We start from the raw sequence: 1,341 nt of genomic DNA, 5'->3' as shown, positions 1-1,341 counted from the left end.
CTATGGAACGGTGGGTATGCCATGCGCCCTGCCATGGAGATGAGCCCCTGCTCCCCGGAATGATTCGGCTCGGGCTCGACCCTCGGCACAGCCTTGCCCGCAAGGCAAGACGGAGAGCGGAATTCGGCGGCCGGCAAAGCGGATGCTCCTCGGATGACGAACGGACAAGGCTGGCCGTGCTACGGCCACGGTCCGCTCATTGCCGCAAAACACGACCTGAAGATGGCATGGGCCATGCCGGCTCAGCCTTTGTCGTCCGTCTTGCCCTTCTTGCCGGCCTTGTCCTTGGCGCGGTTGCGGTAGCTGGCATTGCCGAGCCCTGTCCCTATCGTCAGCACCGCCCAGTTCTCGACGTCCTGCATCGCCGGCATCTCGCTCAGCCCCTGGATGACCGCATCGTTGTGCATTACGACCTCGGTCTCGTGGTCGCCGATTTCCGGCACGAGCGCACGGATGCTGTCGACAAGGTTGAAGCGGCTGCTCTCCCAATTGCCGGGCAGGTTCTGCGCACCCCGCTCGATCGCGCCGTCGGGCTCGATCAGTCCGGGACAGCCGACGCCGATGAAGGGCGCGACCCTCAGGCCCTCCTTCTTGGCATTCTCGATCTGGTCCCGAAGCATCTTCCCCAGGCGCTTGATCGCCTCGTCGCGGCTCGGCTCCTCATCGGCATGGCGCCAGAGTTCGGATTTCCAGACGCGCGCCCGGCTGAGGTCGGGTGCCTTCTGCTGCCGCAGCTCGACGATCCCGGCGCGAATGTTCGAACCGCCGATATCGACGGCAACGAGGCTGTCATAGGCCTCGAAGATCCATTTCGGCGCGAGATGGGCGCTGCCGACGAGGCCCGCCTCGTCCGGGTGGTGGCTGACCGGCACGAGATCGAGGTCCCGCCCATCGGTGCGCAGGATGATGGCGGCGCGCGCGATGGCCAGTTCCCCGACGCGACTCTCACGAAAGCCGCCGCCGACGACGATGCGTTCGACCGCAGCCCAGCTCTTCAGCCGCGCGAAGCGACGGATCACGAAGGCAAGCGATTGGGCAAAGCCTTCGACGGCACTGAGGACGAGCGCAGCCTCGCGGGCGTCGCCCTCCTTGATCAGCGCATCGAGCTCCTTCTTGCTGATCTCGGCGGTCTTGCCCTTCAGCGGATCTTCGCCATTGCGCTTGAGATGGCTGCGCAGCGCATCGAGATGCTCGATGAAGGCGCCGCGGCTCGCCTTGTCGCCGACGAAGCCATCGTCATCGCGCACTTCGAGATTGTAGCTGGTGACGATGACCGACGGCAGCTCGGCGGAGCCGTGCGGCCCGGTCGCGGCAGTGCGTGCTTGCTCGGCAGTCGCCGTG

1 protein-coding gene is annotated in these 1,341 nt (G+C 65.9%); it reads right to left on the bottom strand.

Translation table 11 applies throughout. The features are described 5' to 3' along the window. Positions 1 to 242: 242 nt before the first annotated feature. A partial coding sequence (locus tag ACIPIA_RS16440; RefSeq protein ID WP_400511046.1) for an ROK family protein occupies positions 243 to 1,341 on the bottom strand: 1,099 nt, incomplete at its 5' end.

The organism is Allobosea sp. CER48, from assembly GCF_044752385.1.
Lineage (GTDB): Bacteria > Pseudomonadota > Alphaproteobacteria > Rhizobiales > Beijerinckiaceae > Allobosea.
This window is presented reverse-complemented; position numbering and strand designations above follow the sequence as displayed.